The sequence below is a fragment of the Novosphingobium sp. 9U genome (assembly GCF_902506425.1).
Classification (GTDB): Bacteria; Pseudomonadota; Alphaproteobacteria; order Sphingomonadales; family Sphingomonadaceae; genus Novosphingobium.
This window is the reverse complement of record NZ_LR732504.1, coordinates 153,249-169,970: the sequence shown is the minus strand read 5'-3', so window position 1 is coordinate 169,970 and position 16,722 is coordinate 153,249. Positions and strand designations below refer to the sequence as shown.

Sequence of the window (16,722 nt, the reverse complement as noted above, 5' to 3'; positions counted from 1 at the left end):
GATCACCGGGCAAATGGGTGCGCTGGAGCGAGGCTCCTAGCGCCAGTCGCGCCATGGCCGCGAGAGCAGCCCGGCGCAGTTGATTATGCCAACTAGCGAATAAGTCTGCGGAAAGTTCCCCCACAGCTCGCTGGTCTCGAAGTCCATGTCCTCGGACAGGAGGCCCGATTGGGTGCGATGACCCAGCATCGCCTCGAACAGATTGCGCGCCTCCTCGTTGCGGCCGTCGAGGTGGAGCGCCTCGATCAGCCAGAAGGTGCAGATGTTGAAAGCGGTCTCGGGCAGGCCGAAATCGTCCTCGTTGGCGTAGCGCAGCATGTGCTCGCCGCGGCGCAGGACCTTTTCAACCGTGCGCAGCGTGGCCTGGAAGCGCGGATCGGTGGCGTCGACATAGCCTAGCTCGACCATCTGCAGCAGGCTGGCATCAAGCTCCTGCCCGCCGAAGCTGGCGGCGTAGTGCCCCCCCTCCTTGTACCAGGCCTCAGCCTCGATGTGCTCGCGCACCGTGTCGGCGCGCTCGCGCCAGAGCTTCTCGCGATCGGCGAGGCCCAGCACTTCGGCCGCGTTGGCGAGGCGGTGGCACGCGGCCCAGCTCATCACTACCGAGTAGGTGTGCACCGCCGTGCGCGTGCGCAGCTCCCACAGGCCCGCATCGGGCTGGTCGTGCAGCTTCCAGGCAAGTTCGCCCACTTTCTCCAGGCTGGTGAAGTCGTCGGCGTTACCCATGCGCAGCAGGCGATGGTCGGAGAACGCCTGGATGTTAGGGATGATGATCTGGCCGTAGCAGTCGTTCTGGATCTGGTAGTAGGCGGCGTTGCCGACGCGTACGGGGCCCATGCCGCGATAGCCGGGCAGCGCTTCGGCCTCCCACTCGATGATCTCCTTGGCGCCGCTCACCGAATAGAGCGGCTGGATGATGCCTTCGTGCGAATCGTCGACCAGGTTGCGCAAGTACGCGAGGTACTTCTCCAGTACGTCGAGCGCGCCGAGCCGGTTTAGCGCCTGCACCGTGTAGTAGGCGTCGCGGATCCAGCAGTAGCGATAGTCCCAATTGCGCTGCGAGCCAGGCGCCTCGGGGATCGAGGTGGTGAGCGCGGCGACGATCGCGCCGGTCTCCTCGTGCTGGCACAGCTTCAGGGTGATGGCGGCGCGGATCACCGCCTCCTGGTAGTCCATCGGCGTCGCCAGCCCCCGCACCCACAGCTGCCAGTAGCTCTGCGTCTGGCGCAGCATGGCGTCGAGCTGGTCGGCGATGTCGCCGCTGAACGGCTCGTCCGGACCGAGGAAGAAGGCCAGTTCCTTTTCCAGGCGGAAGTACCGCTCGTCGAGGATGTAGCTGACCGGCGCGTTGGTGGTCAGCCGCAGCGCGTTCCGCTCGTTGAGGTAGCGGATGTGGTTGGAGCCGTGGGTGATCGGCGCCTGCCGCGCGCCATAGCCGTCCATCGGCGTCAGCGTCACCTGGATACGCGGCGAGCCGGTGACCGGCCGCACCACGCGCGCGTAGGCGACCGGGCGGTACATGCGTCCGTTGCGCTCGAACCGGGGGCAGAAGTCGAACACGTCGACCGCGCCACCGCTCGCGTCCTGCAGCCGGGTGCGCAGGATCGGCGTGTTGCGCACATACTCCTGGGTGACCGAGACTTGGTTCTCCAGGCTGAAGCGCCAGGTGCCCAGGTCCTGGCCTTCGTCGCCGCGCAGGAGGGCGCAGAACGTCGGGTCGCCATCGACGCGGGGCACGCAGCCCCAGACCAATGCGCCGGACGCGTCGATCAGGCCGGAGACCTGGCAGTTGCCGATCGGCCAAAGCTCCAGCGAGGAGGGCGAGGATGAAGGCGTGGCCAAAGTCGTCGCAGAAGTCGGGGCGTTTGCAGTGCTCAAGCTTGTTCCTCCAACCAGCGATGAACCGCGGCGACATTGTCCAGACGCCACAGCGCCGCGGTCTGCCGCATGGGGCCGACCAGGATGCCGCCGCCGTCGAAGCGGCGCACGGCACCAAAGGCGTCCTCGTCCGTCACGTCGTCGCCCACGAAAAGCGGCCGGGTGCCGGCGAACGGCGGCAGTTCCATGAAGCGGTTGACGGCATTGCCCTTATCCGAGCCAGGCATGCTGAGCTCGACCACCATCTTGCCGTGCTTGATCTTCAAGCCGTTGTCGGCAGCCAGTGCAGCGGCGAAATCGTGAAGCGCCTCGCCGATCTCGGGCCGGTCGCGATAGTGGACGGCGGCACTGAAGGGCTTCGCCTCGAACACCAGGCCGCCGTTCTCCTGCGCGAAGGTATCGAGCGCCTGGCATACCGGCTTGGGCAGGGGATCGGCCAGCGGCTCGACCTGCGAGGCGCCGACCGGGCGGAACTCGCCACCATGGGAGCCTGCCATGGCGACCGGCGCATGATCGAGCAAACGGTCGAGCGTTGCCAGCGCGCGGCCGCTGACGATCGCCAATCGGCCTTCCAGCCGCTGGGACAGGGCCGCGAGTGCTTCGGGGAGTTCGGGCGCGACCACGACGCCTTGTGGATGGTCGGCGATTTCCACCAGCGTGCCGTCGAAGTCGAGGAACAGCGCCAGACCCGCACCCGCGCCCAACTGCGGCGGCGCGGGCAGGGGGGCGTGCTCGCGGGACGCAGGCAACTCGGGGAAAATCGCGATCGTCATGGCCTTTCCGTGTGGCATTGCTGGAGGGCAGGGCCAAGCCCTTGCGGCACGCGCACCCCGCTTACCCGCGTTCGAACGGCCCGGGGGCGCGCCAGTTCCTTAAGCTATGTTGATTCCGCGAGCAGCGTTGAATTGCCGAGCCCGAGCGGCCATGCTGGGCGGCGACATGGGGGCATTCTATCTTACGTTCGTGGCGGTGCTGCTGTCCGGGATCGCTGCGCGCGACCAGGTGACGATCGCGGCGCTGACCCGTGCGCACGGCCAGCGCTTCGGCGTGCTGGCGACCGGGCTGACCGTGGTCGCAGCGACGAGCGCCTTTGCCGCCTACGCCGCGGGCCAGGTCCTTGTCACCCTGCCGCTGCCGGCCAGGCCGATCCTCGTGGCTATCGCGCTGGCTCTCGCAGGACTGGAGTCGCTGATCCTCTCGCCGCGCCTGGACCCCAAGGAGCCGACGCATTCGCTGGGCGCGCTGGGCATCGTCCTGCTGGCGCACCAGGTCACGGATGCGGCGCGCTTCACTCTGTTCGGCCTGGCGATCGGCATGGGCGCGCCGATCGCGGCGGGCTTGGGCGGAGGATTGGCCGGGCTGCTGCTGGTCGGCAGCGCCTGGGCCTTGCCGAGGGCGCTCGCCTCACCGGGCATCCGCATCGCGCGCAGAGTGGTGGGAGGATTGTTGTTCCTCATCGCCGTCACCATGTTCCTGCGCGTCCGAGGAATACTGTAATCGTCAAAACCGTGACGACGGATGCCTCTGATCGCCGTTATGCATCATATCGCCACCATGGAGGACGCACGATGACCAACAACGCCAAGGCCGCGCTGATCGACAGCCTCAACGGCCTGCTCGCCGACACGTTCGCGCTCTACATCAAGACCAAGAACTTCCACTGGCACGTGCGCGGCCGCCAGTTCCACGACCTGCACCTGCTGTTCGATACGCAGGCCACCGAGATCTTCGCGTTGACCGACTTGGTCGCCGAGCGCGTGCGCAAGCAGGGCGGCACCACGCTGACCAGCCCCAGCGTCATTGCGGAGAAGACGCAGATCAAGCCGCAGGACGACACCAGCCTCGACGCGATGGCGATGGTCAAGGAACTGGCCGACGACAACGACACCTACATCGCGCGCATCCGCGAGGTGAAGGCGGCGGCGGAAGAGGCCGGCGACAACGCCACAAGCGGCATCGCCGACGACTGGACCGACCAGGCCGAACAGCGCGCCTGGTTCCTGCGCGAGATTTTGGCGTAACGCTTCGCCCCTCCACCGCCGCCGCGGCGGTGGCGGAGGGGCAGGGCGCCACAAGACGATGCCGGTAAGCGATCTCACTACTCTCATCCCCGCCCCGCTCCACCGCCGGCTTTATCGCCTGGCCTACTGGGCGCGCTCGACCTGGTGGCGCACGTTCAAGCCGACCGTTCACGGCTGCCGGATTGTCGCACTGGATGACCAGGGCCGCGTGCTGCTGATCCGGCAGTCCTATGGCTCCAGCCAGTGGGTTACGCCCGGCGGCAGCGTCGGCCGGCGCGAGGACCCGGTCGCCACGGCAGTGCGCGAACTGGCCGAAGAGACGGGCTGCATCCTCTCCGGCGCGCGCAAGGTGGCGCAGCTGCTGGAGCGGCCTATGGGCGCCTACAACGTGGTGCATGTCGTGGTCGGCCACGCCTCGGGCATGCTGCAGCCCGATCACCGCGAGGTCGACGAGGCCGCTTGGTTCGTACCCGACGCGCTGCCGCCGGATGCCTCGCGCCACATCGCCGACGGGCTTGCCGGCTGGATCGCGGCCTACAACAGCGAGAGCTGACCGTCCTTAGGCTTGCCGCCCTCACGCGGCTCGCGTTCCAGGGATGAGAGCGTCAGGCCCATCAGCCGCACCGGTTGAGGCAGCGGCATCAGTTCCTCCAGCAGACCATGGCCGAGGCGCGCGAACATCGCCTTGTCGGCAACGCGCGGCGTGACCGAGCGGGCGCGGGTGAGGGTGCGGAAGTCTGCATAGCGCAGCTTCAGCGTTACCGTGCGGCCAGTGGCGCCCGAGCGCTCGATCCGTTCCCATACGATGTCGACGATCTGGTCCATCGTCTCGCGCAGTTTGTCCGGATCCTCGATGTTGTCGAAGAACGTACGCTCGCCGCCGACCGACTTGCGCTCCCGATTGGCGCGCACAGCGCGCAAGTCGATGCCCCGCGCGGCGCGGAACAGGTACTCGGCGAAGCTGCCGAAGTGCGCGCGCAGGAACGGCAGGTCGCGACCGGCGAGGTCCGCGCCGGTCTGGATGCCGAGCGTCGCCAGCTTCTCCGCCCCGCGCGGACCGACGCCGTGGAACCGGCTGACGGGCAGCCCGGCCACGAACGCTGCGCCTTCGCCAGGGCGGATGACGCACAGTCCGTCGGGCTTGTTCTGGTCGCTGGCGAGCTTGGCGAGGAACTTGTTGTACGACACGCCGGCGCTGGCCGTCAGCTGCGTGTCCTCCTTGATCCGCCGCCGGATCTCCCTGGCGATCGCAGTTGCCGAGCCGATGCCTTTCAGATCCGCAGTCACGTCGAGATAGGCTTCGTCGAGCGAGAGCGGCTCGACATGCGGCGTGTAGTCCAGGAAGATCGCGCGGATCTGGTCGCTCACCTGCTTGTAGACGTCGAAGCGCGGCTTGCGGAACAGCAAGTCGGGGCACAGCCGCACGGCGCGCGCCGAAGGCATCGCCGAGCGCACCCCGAACTTGCGCGCCTCGTAGCTCGCCGCCGCCACCACCCCGCGCCCCGAGGAGCCGCCGACTGCGAGCGGCTTGCCGCGCAGTGAGGGATCGTCGCGCTGTTCGACGCTGGCGTAGAAGGCGTCCATGTCGACGTGGATGATCTTGCGCAGACCGACTTCGTCCTGCGGATCATCTTCGGCCTGCTCCATGCAGCCATCATAGCTAGGCGAGCGATGCTTGTCCTCCCCGGCACGAGGAGGGGGACCGCCAGCACAGCTGGTGGTGGAGGGGACTCTCCGCATCTCACCACCTCCTCAGCTCGCACCAGCACCGCAGCGGAAGGACGCGAGTTCCCTCCACCATGCTTCGCATGGTCCCCCTCCCCGCATCGGGGAGGACAGATTATTCCGACGCGGCCATCGCTTGCGCTGGCAACCGCCGCGCGCATGCGCCATGAGCGCTCGCATGCGACTCCCCCAGGCCCAGAAATCGCCGTTGCGCGAGACGGAGTTCGTCGCCCTGATGGCGGCGATCCAGGCGTTGCAGGCGCTGGCGATCGACGTCATGCTGCCCGCGCTCGGCACCATCTCGCACGATCTGGGCGTGACGGACCCGAACGAGCGGCAGCTGGCGGTCGGCATATTCCTCATCTGCAGCGGACTGGGTTCGCTGTTCCCCGGCGCCCTGGGCGACCGCTTCGGGCGCCGGCCAGTGGTGCTCACGTGCCTGGGCCTCTACATGGCGATCTCGCTGGCCTCGGCGCTCGTCACCGACTTCTCGGCGCTGCTGGCGCTGCGCGCGATGCTGGGCCTTTGCACCGCGGGCATGATGGTGATGCCGATGGCGATCATCCGCGACCAGTTCTCGGGCGATCGCATGGCGCGCATCCAGTCGCTGATCTCGATGACGTTCATGGTGGTGCCGATGTTCGCGCCGACGATCGGCCAGGCCGTCCTGCTGATTGCCGGGTGGCGCTGGATCTTCGGCGTCATGGCGCTGCTCGCCGCCGGGGTGACGTTCTGGGCCTGGGCCCGCCTGCCCGAGACGCTGCACCCCGATTACCGCCAGGCGATCGCCCCGCGCACGATCCTGGCGAATATGTGGGAGGCGCTGCGCTGCCGAGCTGCGCTGGGGTACTTCCTGGGCGCCTCATTCGTGCAAGGCGCGCTGTTCGGCTACATCAACAGCTCGCAGCAGCTGGTGGCCGAGCACTTCGGCGCGGGTGTGTTCTTTCCCGCGATATTCGGCGGCATGGCTCTGGTCATGTCGGGCACCAACTTCGTCAATTCGCGCATCGTCGAGCGGTTCGGCGCGCGGCGGGTCAGCCACGCCGCGGCGATCACCTATATCGTGGTCGCCGGCGTACACCTGACCTGCGCAGTGTTGGGCGAGAGCCTATGGGTGTTCGTGCCCTTGATGACCATCAGCATGTGCATGATGTCGTTCATCGGCTCGAACTTCGCTTCCATCGCGCTTCAACCGTTCGCGCGCACGGCTGGCGCGGCGGCTTCGGTCATGGCGTTCGTGCGGCTGCTTTTCGGCGCCGTGCTCGGCACGCTGATCGGCCAGGCTTACGACGGCACGGCCAGGCCACTGCTGGCAGCGATGACTGTGGCCGGCGTCTTGGCCTTGGCGCTGGTGCTCTACTCAGAGCGGGGCGTGCTGTTCCGGCGGCTCAATCCGCCGGCACGCCCGGCAGCTTAAGCCTAGACTCGCCGGCCGCGGAACAGCTGCACCAGGCCGACGATCAGCGCCAGCACGAGCAGGATGTGGATCACACCACTTGTCACGTGGAAGACCACGAAGCCGAGCAGCCACAGGACGACGAGAATGGCAGCGATCGTGAAAAGCATGTGCGGCCTCCTTGTTGGCTCGACAGAGGAAACGCGGCATTGCGCCGAAGGCTGCGCGGGCGGAAACGACGCAGCAACGATTCGCCTCCCCGGCCCGGGAAGGCGATCAAGCGAAGCTCTAGCGTGACCTTCTCCTCTCCCGCCGGGGAAAGGTAGCGTATCTTGCCGCGAAGCGGTTAGCGCTTCGGCACTCGAGAGTGCACAAGCCCTCTCCAACTGCGGCTACGCTCCTGCCGAGCCAAGCCTTGATCCTCTCGCAGGCGGGGAGACGAGCGCAGTGCTTTCAGCCGCCCCGCGCCAGGTCAGCCAACTCGCGCCGCGACGGCTTCGGCCCTCTCGCCGCGACCGGCGGGGCGCGCAGCGCCTCCCACCCGGCGGCCGCGACCAGCTTCAGCTTTTCGCTTTTGGAGGTGCGCACGCGATGGTCCCAGGCGTGGGCGCCGCGCTCCACCACCTTGCGCCCGATCGCGCCGTAGATGTTGGCGGCCGCCAGGATCGCCCAACGCTGGCGGAACCGCAGGCGCGCGGCGCCGACCCTTGCGGAAGCCTCGTACTGGCCGGCCAGATCGCACGTACGCGCGACGATGCGGACCAGCTGGGCGCGATAGTGCGGCTTGGTCAGCTCGCCCATCGGCACGTCTTCCTCGACCGTCCATTCGACCGGCAGGTAGCGGCGGTCGGCGGCGTCGTCCTCCAGCACGTCGCGCACGATGTTGTTGAGCTGGAACGCCAGGCCGAGGTCGCAGGCACGGTCCAGCGTGTCCTCGTCGCCTTCGGGCACGCCCATGACGCAGGCCATCATCACACCCACCGCGCCGGCGACATGGTAGCAGTAGCGCAGCATGTCGGTCTCCGACCGCGGGCGCCAGTCGGCGGCGTCGAGTGCGAAGCCGGCGATCACGTCGTCGGCCATGGCGCGGGTCAGCGGCACTTCGCGCGCAAGCTGGCCGAGCGCGTCGAACGCGGGGTTGCCCGTCTGCTCGCCGGCGAACGCGAGTTCGGTCAGGGTGCGGATGGTGGCGAGCCGCGCTTCGGGGTTGAGCTGCGGGCCCAGGGCACCTCCGTGGTCCTGGTCGTCGGCCAGGTCGTCGCACGCGCGGCACCAGGCGTAGAGCATCCACACCCGCTCGCGCGTGGTCCTGTCGAACAGGCGGCTGGCGGCGCGGAAACTGGCCGAGCCCTTGCGGATCGACTGGCGCGCGGCCTCGACCAGGTCCTCGCGCGATGGTCCGGTCACAAGGTGGCAGGGTCCATCGTCGTGATCGTCTGCGGCGGCTGGTGGTCGCGCATGCGTTCGAGCAGCGGATTGAGTTCGGTGTCGGCCAGGAGGATGCCCTGGTGTGCTGGACGGACGAAGCCGACTTCGGCCATGTGCCGGTTGAAGGCGAGCAGCCCGTCGTAGAAGCCGAAGGCGTTGAGCACGCCCACGGGCTTGTGGTGATAGCCCAGCTGCGCCCAGCTGACCGCTTCCCACAGCTCGTCCATGGTGCCGACGCCGCCGGGCAGCACCAGGAAGCCGTCGGACAGGCGTGTGAAGGCGGCCTTGCGCTCGTGCATGTCGGCGACGATGGTGAGTTCGCAATCGTAGTTGGCTACTTCGCCGCGCACCAGAGCCTGCGGAATGACGCCGATCACTTCGCCGCCTGCCAGCATCGCGGAGCCGGCAACCGCGCCCATCAACCCCAGCTTGCCGCCGCCGTAGACGACGCCGATGCCTTGCTTGGCCAAGGCAGTGCCGACGTCGCTGGCCAACTGGACGTAGCGCGGGTCGGCGGGCGTGGCGGAGCCGCAATAGACGGCAAGGCGTTTCACTGTAGATCCTCCAACATCAGCTTGGCCGTCGCCTTGGCGCTGCCGACGACGCCGGGAATGCCTGCGCCCGGGTGTGTGCCGGCGCCGGCGAGGTAGACGTTCTTCAGCTTGTCGTCGCGGTTGTGGCCGCGGAACCAGGCGCTTTGCGTCAGGATCGGCTCGAGGCTGAACGCGCTGCCCAGGTGCGCCTGCAGGTCGGTCGCGAAGTCCGGCGGGGCGTAGTGGAACTGCGTGACGATGCGGTCGCGGATGTCGGGGATCAGGCGACGGCCGACCTCGTCGATGATCCGCTCGGCCAGCACCGGGCCGACTTCGTCCCAGTTGACCGGCAGCTTGCCCATGTGCGCCACCGGCACCAGCGCGTAGAACGTGCTCTTGCCGGGCGGCGCCATGCCGGGATCGGTCACCGTCGGGTGGTGCAGGTAGATCGAGAAATCCTGCGGCAGCACGCCGTGCGCGTAGATGTCGTCGAGCAGGCCTTTGTAGCGCGGGCCGAACAGGATCATGTGGTGCGGGATGCCCGGCCAGGTACCCTCCACCCCGAAATGCACCACGAAGAGGCTGGGCGAGAAGCGCTTCTTCGCCAGCTTCTTGGCCATGTCGACACCGCGCCAGTTGTCGCTCAGCAGATCGCGATAGGTGTGGACGATATCCCCGTTGGAGGCAACCGCATCGAACCGTTCGCGCCAGCCGCTCTGCGTCTCGACTTCGGTCGCGCGGTCGCCGACGGTGTGGATCTGCACCACCTTGTCGGAGAGGCGCACGGTGCCGCCAAGCCGCTCGAAAAGCCGGGCCATGCCTTGCGCCAGCTGGTTGGTGCCGCCCTTGGTCCACCACACGCCGCCGTCCTTTTCCAGCTTGTGGATCAGGGCGTAGATCGCGCTGGTGGTCATCGGATTGCCGCCCACCAGCAGCGTGTGGAACGAGAGCGCCTGGCGCAAGTGCTCGCTCTTGATGAAGTGCGAGACCATTGAATAGACCGAGCGCCACGCCTGATAGCGGGCCAGCGCCGGCGCGGCCTTGATCATACTGGAGAAGTCCAGGAACGGCGTGTGCCCCAGCTTGACGTAGCCTTCCTGGTAGACCCCGGCCGAGTAGGCGAGGAAGTCCTCGTACCCGGCAATGTCGTCGGGCGCGACGCGGGCGAACTCGCGCCGCATCGAGGCGTCGTCGTTGGAATAGTCGAAGGTGGTGCCGTCGGGCCAGTTGAGGCGGTAGAACGGCATGACCGGCATCAGCGTGACGTCGTCGGCCATGTCGTGGCCGGACAGCGCCCACAGCTCCTTCAGGCAGTCCGGATCGGTGACCACGGTCGGCCCCGCATCGAAGGTGAAGCCTTCGCGCTCCCACACGTAGCCGCGGCCGCCAACCTTGTCGCGCGCCTCCAGCAAGGTGGTGGCGATCCCGGCGGACTGCAGGCGAATGGCGAGCGCGAGCCCGCCGAACCCGGAGCCGATGACACAGGCGCGCTTCATCGTGAGTCTCCTAGCGGGGCAAGCGGTCGCCCCTTCCCTCGCAAGCTGGCTACCGCTGCGCCGATCGGCACCGGCGGCTTGCCTGCAAGGATGCGCAGCATGTCGGCTGAGCTCGATCGTCCGGCGTAGAAGCGCTCGATCAGCGGCTCGGGAAGGCCGTAGAACCGCTCCAGAACCTTGTAGCGCTGATCCGGCACCGCGGCGCCGAACAGCATCGCAGTCAGCATCCGGTAGAAGCGCCCCTGGCGCCAGTGCTCGCGTGCCCATGCATGACAGGCCCTCTCTACGGCCTCGCCCGAGAGCTTGTCGAGAGTGCAAAGGTGCACGGCAAGGCGCAGTGCGATCGGCAGCGAGTAGCTGGTCAGAGGGTGAAGCAGCCCGGCGCGGGCACCGGCACGGGCGATGCCCGGCTGCTCGCCTGCGCTCCAGAACGCGTCGAAGTCGCCATCGGCCACAACCGGCAGCACGCCCGTCTCCTCGTACTCGATCGCCTCCACTCGCCAGTCCTGCGCGGCGGCGTAGGCGGCGATGCGCTGGCGCAGCACCGGCAGGTCGAGCGACGGGCTATCCGAATAGTACGTGTCCTCGACGAAGACCGCATCCGACGTGAAGGGCAGGGCATAGACGAAGCGATAGCCGTCAGCTTGCGCGACGCTTGCGTCCATCACGATCGGGTGCGTCAGGCCGTGCGGGACCTTCAACCGCAGCATCTGCCCGGCGAACTTCTGCCAACCACCCACCATGTGCGCCAGCCCGGCCGCGCCGCGCGCGTCGATCACGGCGCCGGTCGTGAAGCTGCGCCCGTCGGCCAAGGTGACCCGGTCGGCGGCGACTTGCGTGACAGTGGCGCCGGTCAGCAGCGCTCCCTCGGGCAGGGTCGCGCGCAGCACCAGGTCAAGCCGTTCGCTGGTCACGCTGCGATAGGGCGTGCGCAGGGATCGCTGGCGCTTGGGGAAGCGCACCAGGTATCCGTCCCAGCGCGCTGCGACGAGCGGTTCGAGCAGGTCCGCGCCGTCGCCCACGTCGCTGGCGAAGTAGGACCACACGTGGTCGCCGCCGCACCGCTCGCCTGCCTCGAACACGGTCACCCGCAGCTCTGGCCGACGTGTGGCGAGCGCCAGGGCGATCAGCCCACCGGCCAGGCCGCCGCCCAGGATCGCAATATCGGTTGACGGCGCGCTCATCACTGGCACGTTTAGGGACGGGGATGCTCGACCGCAACTTGGCGCGGGAAGAGCTTTGGGGCATGTTTCACTTCGATGACCGATGAGCTGACCATTTGCGATGCGTGCGAGGGGGATGCCGCGGCCATCGCCGAGATCTACGCGCACTATGTTCTCGAAAGCGCCGCCAGCTTCGAAACCGAGCCGCCGGATGCACAAGTCATGGCCGGGCGCATCGCCAAGATCCTGGGCGGGGGTTATCCCTGGCTGGTCGTGCGCGATGCCGAAGATCGCGTGCTCGGTTTTGCTTATGCCGAGCGGTTCGGCCCGCGCGCGGGTTACCTCTATAGCTGCGAGACGCACATCTTCGTGCGCAACGATGCGCTGGGCCGCGGCATCGGCACCATGCTGATCAACGCGCTCCTCGCCGCTTGCGAGGACCGCGGCTATCGCCAGGCCTTCGCGCTGATTGCGGGGACGGAGCCGGCGTCCGTCGTGCTCCACGCGCGCGCCGGCTACCTGCCCTGCGGCACGCTCACCGGCGCCGGGTGGAAGCATGGGCAGTGGACCGACGTGTTCATGATGCAGCGCAAGCTGGGTGCCGGGAACGAAACGTTGCCCGAAGGACACACTTGAGCAGCTTTTACTTAGCTGAGGCATGCCGCAGTGCAACGCAGACACGTCCTGCGCGTTCAGCGGGCAAAACACAGGGGTTCCTCACCAATGCGTAAGCTCGCTCTCCTCGGCGGCCTCACCGCCGCGCTCGCCTCCGCACCTGCCTTCGCGCAGGACGCGACCGATCCGTCGGCGCTCGATGCCGACCGTATCACCATCGGCGTCGGCGGCGTCTATATGCCCAGCTACCGCGGCTCGGACGATTACAGCGTCTCGCCGATCCCGGTGATCCAGGGCACGTTCAAGGGGATCGACATCAACCCGCGCGCTGGCGGTGTCGCGCTCGACTTCATCCCCGACAACCGCGACAGCGGCTTCGGCTTCTCGCTTGGCCCGGTCGCCACGTATTCCGGCAACCGCGCGCGCGGCATCAAGGACAACGTGGTGAAGCGCGCCGGCAAGCTCGACGATGCCGTGGAGCTGGGCGTCACAGCCGGCGTCACCGCCTACAAGCTGACCAACCCCTACGATTCGCTCACCCTGTCGGTCGACGCACGCTGGGACGTTGCCGGCGCCTACAAGGGCATGGTCTGGACGCCGAACCTGACCTACACCACGCCGCTCAGCAAGGGCTCGCTGGTGACGCTGAACGCCAGCGCGCACCACGGCGACGGCAAGTTCAACCGCTACTACTACTCGGTCAACCCGGGCCAGAGCGCGGCCAGCGGGTTGCCGATCTACGGCGCCAAGAAGGGCTGGGACAGCGTCAGCTTCGGCGTGCTCGGCGCCTACGACCTCGACGGCGACTTGCTCAACGGCGGCCTCGCGGTCTTCGCGCTCGGCTCGTATTCCAAGATGCTGAACGACGGCAAGGACACGCCCTACACGCGCATCCGTGGCGATGCGGACCAGTGGATCGGTGGTCTGGGCCTAGCCTACACGTTCTGAGCTGAGGCGAGAGAAAGCCCTCCACCGCCGACAAAGTCGGGGTGGAACGGCACGGGCATAAGCTAGCCCATCTCATCCAAAAATCACCTCAGCCACCCGCGCCCGCAACTCCGGCAGCACCTCCGCCTCGAACCACGGGTTCCTCGCCATCCACATCCGGCTGCGCCAGGCGGGATGCGGCAGCGGAAACAACCCTGCCGGCGCCTCGCGCCAGCGCCGGACCGCCTCGGTCATGTTGGGCGCGAACCCCTTGGGCAGATAGCGTTTCTGCGCATGCATCCCGACCAGCAAGGTCAGCCGAACCTGCGGCAACCCGGCCAGCATGCGCCCATGCCACCGAGGCGCGCACTCGGGCCGTGGCGGCAAGTCGCCGCCGTCACCCTTACCCGGATAGCAGAACCCGCTCGGCATCTGCGCCACGCGCGACGTGTCATAGAACACGGCCTTGTCGATCCCCAGCCAGTCGCGCAGGCGGTCGCCGCTGTCGTCGTTCCAGCCGATCCCGCTCGCATGCACCTTGCTTCCCGGTGCCTGCCCGATGATCAGCAATCGCGCGGTGGAGGACCCCGCCACGAACGGCCGCGGCTCATGTGCGAGCACGCCGGAGCAGGCACGGCAGGCGCGGATTTCGGCGAGCAGGGTGTCGAGGGGATCGGTCGTCACCAAAGGCAGATGTGACGCGAGAGGGCCGCCCGCAAGACGAGATGCGAGATGCCGGGACGTAGTCGGCCTTCGGACCGCTCCGCTACCAGCCGCAATGCGCAAGCCAACACTCCAGCTGCGGAACGCCGCATCGAGCTATGGCAAGCCGCCTACCGCGCCGACGCTGGCGGGACGCTGGGGGCGCCCACCCGGTTGTTCGCATAGCTCACCCGCCACACGGTATTCCCGACGTCATCGGCGACGAGCAGCGCACCGGTACGATCGACCGCCACCCCGACAGGCCGCCCGCGCGCCTTGCCGTCCTTGAGGAAACCGGTGACGAAGTCCTGCGGAATGCCGGTCGGGCGGCCGCCGCGAAAGGCTATGAACGCCACTTTGTAGCCGTGCGGGTCGGTGCGGTTCCAACTTCCATGCTCGCCGACGAATGCACCACCTCGAAATGCCGCGGGAAAGTTCGCGCCAGTGTAGAAGGTCAGGCCAAGCGCCGCGACGTGCGAACTCAATGCGTAATCGGGCTGGATCGCTCGGGCGACGAGATCGGGCCGCTGCGGCCGCACGCGCGGGTCGACGTGTTGGCCATAATAGCTGTAGGGCCAGCCATAGAACCCGCCCGGCCGCACCGATGTCATGTAGTCGGGGACGAGGTTTGGCCCCAACTCGTCGCGCTCGTTGACCACCGTCCACAAGGTGTTCGATCCGGGGTAGAACGTCAGTCCATTCGGGTTGCGCAAACCGGTCGCGTAAGGCTTGATCAGACCCGTGCGCGGATCGACTTCAAGGATCGCCGCCCGGTCTCGCTCGGCGTCGACCCCGCGCTCCATGGCATTGCTGTTCGATCCCACGCTGACGAAAAGCCGTGAGCCGTCCGGGCTGGCGGTCAGGCTCTTGGTCCAGTGATGGTTGATCGCTCCGGCGGGCAGATCGACGAGCTTCGTTCCGGGCGCGGTGATCCGGGTTTGGCCGGGCACGAACGGGTAGCGCATGATCGCATCGGTGTTCGCGACGAACAGAGAGCCATCGAGCACCGCGACGCCGAACGGCGCATTCAGATGGTTGACCAGCACCGAGCGCGCTTCGGGCCGGCCATCGCCATTCGCATCGCGCACCAGGGTGATCCGGTTGCTTGCCGGAGGACCCTCGCCGCTCTTGGTCTGTGAGTGCGCCTTTGCCATGATCCAGTCGCGGATCGGGTCCTTGGGCCGTTGCACCGGCTCGCTGCCATCGTTGCGCGATTCGACGATCAGGATGTCGCCGTTGGGCAGCGGAAGCACGTTGCGCGGGTTGGAAAGCCCTTGCGCAACCGCTGCGATCTGGAAGCCGGCCGGGACGCTGGGTGTCTCTCCGCGCTGCCAGCCCACCGTGTCGAACACGCCGACATCGGCGACGAGCTGCTCGTGTGGTGCGGGGAGGACGGGATTGGCGCCGAACTGGCTGTTCGGGTCGATCGTCTGGCCGCTTCCGCATGCGGCAAGGGGAAGGAGCGCAAGGGTGGCTATCAGGCTGCGCGTCATCACACGATCTCCGCCGAGCGCCGAGTGGCGGATTGCCAGAACCATCCGGCGATCAGTGCGAGCACGGTTGCAAGCATGGACAGGAACAACCCGGTCGGTACGACGGCGGTCCAGCCATCACGACCATGGATGAAGGAGTTGAAGACTTCGACGATCCACGCTGCCAGCAGGAACACGAAGTGCGCCGAAAGCGCGCGCCGATCACGCGCCCGAACCAGCTCGACGATCAACAACGCCCCAGCCAAGCCGCCGCCGACCAGTCCGGCGAGCAGGAGCCACGACGAGAAATCCAGCCACATCATCTGCGCGCTGGCGATGTAGGCCAGATCGGTCAGCAGCGCGCCGAGGAAGCAGATGATCGGGATCGGCAGCAGCGCCGGATAAAGCGGATGCGCTCTGGGTCCGAGGAGCCTGGGCCCGATCAGCCGGGGTGCGTTGGTAGCAGAGCTCCTGGCCATCGTCGTGTCCTCAATGCAAGCTGCCAGAACTACGAGTGGTGGCAGGGACAGTTCCCGAAGTGGCTGATATTTAACGAGGCCGTGCCTCGCCGTAATCCGTTCAGCTCGTCTCGCGCTCCAGCATGAGTGAAGACGGGTACGGCACCAGCAAACCCTCTGCGCGGTCCCATCCGCCACGCAGCCACACGTCCTGTGCCGCACGATCCGCCGGCAGGATCACCGGCATGGCATCCCGTCCGACCGCCCGTAGCGCCGCATTCGGCTCGCAAGTGAGCAGCGCGAAGCTGGGGACTTCGCTGTCCTTCCACACGCCGGCGAGGGCGAAGACCGGCTGGTCGGCGCAGGCGAACCAGTGGCGTACGCGCTTGCCGTCCCTGTCGGTACCCTTTCCCCACTCCATAAACGCCGTCGCCGGGACCAGGCAGCGGAACTCGGCATTGCGCAAGTTGCCGATCCAGAACGGGCTGTCGACGTTGCGGACCGAGAGCACTGGCCTGGCCTCCATCGCCGAGGGCGGCGGCGGCACGCCCCAAAGCCGCGGCACCATGCGCCGGGGCGCCTTCACGTCGGGCCGTGGCCCGGCGATGAACTCGCGCCCCGCCGTGATCACCGGCGCGAAGCCGCCCGGCGCTACGTGTCCGCCCGCCCACGGACCCTCGCGTTCGTCCGCACCGAAGGTACGCGCCACATCACGAGCGGGAGCGTCGAGGCGATAGAGCATCGTCATCGCAAGGCCCGCTAGACGCATGGCTCGGCGCAGTCTATCATCCGCAGCACCACCGGGGAGCCAGCAGCTGGCTGAGAGGTGAGGGTATGCTCCTCACGACCCGTCGAACCTGAACCCGTTAGCACGGGCGGAGGGAGTTGGACGGGCCCGCCCGCAATCC

18 protein-coding genes and 1 riboswitch are annotated in these 16,722 nt (G+C 67.6%); of the genes, 6 read left to right on the top strand and 12 right to left on the bottom strand.

Annotation, left to right across the window (positions count from 1 at the left end; translation table 11 throughout):
- Positions 1-36: 36 nt before the first annotated feature.
- Together GV044_RS17445 and otsB are read right to left on the bottom strand one after the other, a co-directional pair.
- Positions 37-1,878, bottom strand: a complete 1,842-nt coding sequence (locus GV044_RS17445) for a glycoside hydrolase family 15 protein (protein WP_236555062.1) — start codon at positions 1,876-1,878, stop codon at positions 37-39.
- Positions 1,875-2,651, bottom strand: coding sequence for a trehalose-phosphatase (gene otsB / locus GV044_RS17440; RefSeq protein WP_159873227.1), 777 nt, complete (start codon positions 2,649-2,651; stop codon positions 1,875-1,877). Before otsB ends, GV044_RS17445 begins: the two co-directional genes overlap by 4 nt.
- A gap of 151 nt (positions 2,652-2,802) precedes the next feature.
- On the opposite strand from otsB, the gene GV044_RS17435 reads away from it, so the two are divergent.
- From GV044_RS17435 to GV044_RS17425, 3 genes are all read left to right on the top strand, one after another.
- Positions 2,803-3,375 carry a hypothetical protein gene (locus GV044_RS17435; RefSeq protein ID WP_236555061.1) on the top strand — a complete coding sequence of 191 codons (573 nt, stop codon included), beginning with the start codon at positions 2,803-2,805 and terminating at the stop codon, positions 3,373-3,375.
- Positions 3,376-3,446: 71 nt separating this feature from the next.
- Positions 3,447-3,899, top strand: coding sequence for a Dps family protein (locus GV044_RS17430; RefSeq protein ID WP_159873223.1), 453 nt, complete (start codon positions 3,447-3,449; stop codon positions 3,897-3,899).
- Positions 3,900-3,957: 58 nt separating this feature from the next.
- Positions 3,958-4,452, top strand: a complete 495-nt coding sequence (locus GV044_RS17425) for an NUDIX hydrolase (protein ID WP_159873221.1) — start codon at positions 3,958-3,960, stop codon at positions 4,450-4,452.
- On the opposite strand, the gene dinB is transcribed toward GV044_RS17425, so the two are convergent.
- Positions 4,434-5,546 carry a DNA polymerase IV gene (dinB, locus tag GV044_RS17420; RefSeq protein ID WP_159873219.1) on the bottom strand — a complete coding sequence of 371 codons (1,113 nt, stop codon included), beginning with the start codon at positions 5,544-5,546 and terminating at the stop codon, positions 4,434-4,436. The genes GV044_RS17425 and dinB overlap by 19 nt on opposite strands.
- A gap of 256 nt (positions 5,547-5,802) precedes the next feature.
- Between dinB and GV044_RS17415 the strand changes: the two genes are divergently transcribed.
- A complete protein-coding gene (locus GV044_RS17415) occupies positions 5,803-7,041 on the top strand; it encodes a multidrug effflux MFS transporter (protein ID WP_159873217.1) in 1,239 nt (412 codons plus the stop codon).
- Positions 7,042-7,043: 2 nt separating this feature from the next.
- On the opposite strand, the gene GV044_RS17410 is transcribed toward GV044_RS17415, so the two are convergent.
- The 5 genes from GV044_RS17410 to crtY all read right to left on the bottom strand — a co-directional run bounded on the left by GV044_RS17410 (position 7,044) and on the right by crtY (position 11,661).
- Complete coding sequence (locus GV044_RS17410; protein ID WP_159873215.1) at positions 7,044-7,190, bottom strand: lmo0937 family membrane protein; 147 nt, start codon at positions 7,188-7,190, stop codon at positions 7,044-7,046.
- A gap of 283 nt (positions 7,191-7,473) precedes the next feature.
- Positions 7,474-8,427 (bottom strand): phytoene/squalene synthase family protein, encoded by a 954-nt coding sequence (locus GV044_RS17405; protein WP_159873213.1) that lies wholly within the window; start codon positions 8,425-8,427, stop codon positions 7,474-7,476.
- On the bottom strand, positions 8,424-9,002 hold the full coding sequence (locus GV044_RS17400; protein WP_159873211.1) for a TIGR00730 family Rossman fold protein: 579 nt from the start codon (positions 9,000-9,002) through the stop codon (positions 8,424-8,426). The genes GV044_RS17405 and GV044_RS17400 overlap by 4 nt, the downstream gene beginning before the upstream one ends.
- Positions 8,999-10,477, bottom strand: coding sequence for a phytoene desaturase (locus tag GV044_RS17395; protein ID WP_159873209.1), 1,479 nt, complete (start codon positions 10,475-10,477; stop codon positions 8,999-9,001). The genes GV044_RS17400 and GV044_RS17395 overlap by 4 nt, the downstream gene beginning before the upstream one ends.
- On the bottom strand, positions 10,474-11,661 hold the full coding sequence (crtY, locus tag GV044_RS17390; RefSeq protein WP_159873207.1) for a lycopene beta-cyclase CrtY: 1,188 nt from the start codon (positions 11,659-11,661) through the stop codon (positions 10,474-10,476). Before crtY ends, GV044_RS17395 begins: the two co-directional genes overlap by 4 nt.
- Before the next feature lie 75 nt (positions 11,662-11,736).
- Between crtY and GV044_RS17385 the strand changes: the two genes are divergently transcribed.
- Both GV044_RS17385 and GV044_RS17380 read left to right on the top strand, forming a co-directional pair.
- Entirely contained in the window at positions 11,737-12,276 is a 540-nt protein-coding gene (locus GV044_RS17385; protein WP_159873205.1) for a GNAT family N-acetyltransferase, read from the top strand.
- A gap of 87 nt (positions 12,277-12,363) precedes the next feature.
- Positions 12,364-13,203, top strand: a complete 840-nt coding sequence (locus GV044_RS17380; protein ID WP_159873203.1) for a MipA/OmpV family protein — start codon at positions 12,364-12,366, stop codon at positions 13,201-13,203.
- A 72-nt stretch (positions 13,204-13,275) separates the two neighbouring features.
- Here the strand turns inward: GV044_RS17380 and GV044_RS17375 are convergent, their stop codons facing one another.
- The 4 genes from GV044_RS17375 to GV044_RS17360 all read right to left on the bottom strand — a co-directional run bounded on the left by GV044_RS17375 (position 13,276) and on the right by GV044_RS17360 (position 16,562).
- Positions 13,276-13,866, bottom strand: coding sequence for a uracil-DNA glycosylase family protein (locus GV044_RS17375; protein ID WP_371741642.1), 591 nt, complete (start codon positions 13,864-13,866; stop codon positions 13,276-13,278).
- Between the two features lie 149 nt (positions 13,867-14,015).
- Complete coding sequence (locus tag GV044_RS17370) at positions 14,016-15,377, bottom strand: sorbosone dehydrogenase family protein (RefSeq protein WP_159873199.1); 1,362 nt, start codon at positions 15,375-15,377, stop codon at positions 14,016-14,018.
- On the bottom strand, positions 15,377-15,835 hold the full coding sequence (locus GV044_RS17365) for a DUF2231 domain-containing protein (RefSeq protein ID WP_159873197.1): 459 nt from the start codon (positions 15,833-15,835) through the stop codon (positions 15,377-15,379). The genes GV044_RS17370 and GV044_RS17365 overlap by 1 nt, the downstream gene beginning before the upstream one ends.
- Before the next feature lie 100 nt (positions 15,836-15,935).
- Positions 15,936-16,562 (bottom strand): SOS response-associated peptidase family protein, encoded by a 627-nt coding sequence (locus GV044_RS17360; RefSeq protein WP_236555060.1) that lies wholly within the window; start codon positions 16,560-16,562, stop codon positions 15,936-15,938.
- A 43-nt stretch (positions 16,563-16,605) separates the two neighbouring features.
- A riboswitch (TPP riboswitch) is annotated at positions 16,606-16,716 on the top strand.
- Positions 16,717-16,722: the final 6 nt, after the last annotated feature.

Bases quoted from the DNA above. Each gene is read 5' to 3' on its own strand.
- otsB (WP_159873227.1), bottom strand. From the start codon at position 2,651: ATGACGATCGCGATTTTCCCCGAGTTGCCTGCGTCCCGCGAGCACGCC.
- GV044_RS17435 (WP_236555061.1), top strand. From the start codon at position 2,803: ATGCTGGGCGGCGACATGGGGGCATTCTATCTTACGTTCGTGGCGGTG.
- GV044_RS17430 (WP_159873223.1), top strand. From the start codon at position 3,447: ATGACCAACAACGCCAAGGCCGCGCTGATCGACAGCCTCAACGGCCTG.
- GV044_RS17425 (WP_159873221.1), top strand. From the start codon at position 3,958: ATGCCGGTAAGCGATCTCACTACTCTCATCCCCGCCCCGCTCCACCGC.
- dinB (WP_159873219.1), bottom strand. From the start codon at position 5,546: ATGGAGCAGGCCGAAGATGATCCGCAGGACGAAGTCGGTCTGCGCAAG.
- GV044_RS17415 (WP_159873217.1), top strand. From the start codon at position 5,803: ATGCGACTCCCCCAGGCCCAGAAATCGCCGTTGCGCGAGACGGAGTTC.
- GV044_RS17410 (WP_159873215.1), bottom strand. From the start codon at position 7,190: ATGCTTTTCACGATCGCTGCCATTCTCGTCGTCCTGTGGCTGCTCGGC.
- GV044_RS17395 (WP_159873209.1), bottom strand. From the start codon at position 10,477: ATGAAGCGCGCCTGTGTCATCGGCTCCGGGTTCGGCGGGCTCGCGCTC.
- crtY (WP_159873207.1), bottom strand. From the start codon at position 11,661: ATGAGCGCGCCGTCAACCGATATTGCGATCCTGGGCGGCGGCCTGGCC.
- GV044_RS17385 (WP_159873205.1), top strand. From the start codon at position 11,737: ATGACCGATGAGCTGACCATTTGCGATGCGTGCGAGGGGGATGCCGCG.
- GV044_RS17380 (WP_159873203.1), top strand. From the start codon at position 12,364: ATGCGTAAGCTCGCTCTCCTCGGCGGCCTCACCGCCGCGCTCGCCTCC.
- GV044_RS17370 (WP_159873199.1), bottom strand. From the start codon at position 15,377: ATGACGCGCAGCCTGATAGCCACCCTTGCGCTCCTTCCCCTTGCCGCA.
- GV044_RS17365 (WP_159873197.1), bottom strand. From the start codon at position 15,835: ATGGCCAGGAGCTCTGCTACCAACGCACCCCGGCTGATCGGGCCCAGG.
- GV044_RS17360 (WP_236555060.1), bottom strand. From the start codon at position 16,562: ATGACGATGCTCTATCGCCTCGACGCTCCCGCTCGTGATGTGGCGCGT.